Genomic DNA, 1,274 nt, shown 5'->3' with positions numbered 1-1,274 from the left:
GCAGTAGTCGGTGCTGGTGTCGGTTTCGGGGGTGGGCATGCCGCCGACGGTGGTGCACAGGGTGGGGAATAGCAGGGCGCTGCCGGGGGTGGTGATGTGGGTGTCGCCGCTGGGGGAGGTCAGGATCAGGGTGCCGTCGGGGAGTTGTTTTTCGGTCCAGCCCCAGAATGTTTTGACCAGGTGGTGGGTGCGGCATAGGCATTTGATGTTGGCGGCGTGGGTGGGTCCGCCTTGGGACCAGGGGATGGTGTGGTCGAGGTCGGAGCGGGTGGCGGGTACCTCGCAGCCGGGCCAGCGGCAGGTCAGGTCGCGGGCGCGGATGAAGTCGGCCAGTGCGGCTGAGGGCCGGTAGGTGGGTTCGGGGGCGGTGTAGCCGGGGTGGATCAGGGGCACGATTGTGGCGGAGACGGCTAGGTCGGCGAGCAGTTCGGGGGTGATGAGTCCGTCGGTGGCGCCGATCATCGCCGCGGGAGCCGTGCTGCTGCTGCCGTTGGTGAGGGCGTCGTGGGGGGCGATCACATGGATGGTCACCGGGGAGGCCGGTCGGCGGGTGGGGGCGGTGCAGTCGGTGCGCCGGCACAGACAGCTCATGCGGGTGGCGCGGGCGGTGAGCGCTTCGATGGCATCGGCGCGGCGTTGTTCGGGGGTGCGGGGGTCGTGCGGGCAGACGGTGGCGGCCAGGGCGGTCAGGGTCTGGCTTAGGGCGCGGGCGTCGGTGGGGCGCAGTTGGCCCTCGATGGGGCACAGGCCGTCGTAGGGGTCGCCGATGTCGAGGTGGCGTTCGGTGTGGCGTTTCTCGCGGCGGCGCACCGCATCGATGTCGACCTGGGCGATGATGGCGTCGACTTTGTTGCTCAGCCGTGAGGGGGTCAGGGAGGGCCAGCGGGTGATGTGGGCGGCGATGGCGCGGTCCACGCGGGCCAGGATGTCGGGGTCGGTGATCAGCGAGGTGCGGTGGGTGACCTGCACGAAGGCGCCCAGGGTGATCTCGCCGGCGCAGAACACCGCGGCGGTCTGAGGGAGGCGTTCGCGCATGTCGCGGGCGATGCGGACTTTGTCCAAGGCGCCGCGCTGGCTGATCTTGAGGCCGGCGGCGACTTCGGCGGCCACCCCGTCCATGGTGTCAAGGGCCCAGTCCTCGGTTTCGCCGTGGCGGCGCAACCGGTAGGCGAACAACTCCCCGATGGCCATCAACTGTGCCGCGGCGGCCTGGCTTTCCATCCGCTGACCGGCCCGGATCGCCTCGATCCAGCCCCGAGATTGCTCGGTCGGCG

The 1,274-nt window shown here is 70.4% G+C and carries 1 protein-coding gene; it reads right to left on the bottom strand.

From position 1 onward, the window contains the following. Positions 1 to 1,274: HNH endonuclease signature motif containing protein (locus tag AC5Y6Y_RS25730; protein ID WP_499930815.1), on the bottom strand; the 1,274-nt coding region annotated here is incomplete at both ends.

Source organism: Mycobacterium sp. NGS24 (assembly GCF_059813065.1).
The sequence above is the reverse complement of the archived record's forward strand: the minus strand, read 5'-3'. Positions and strand labels throughout refer to the sequence as shown.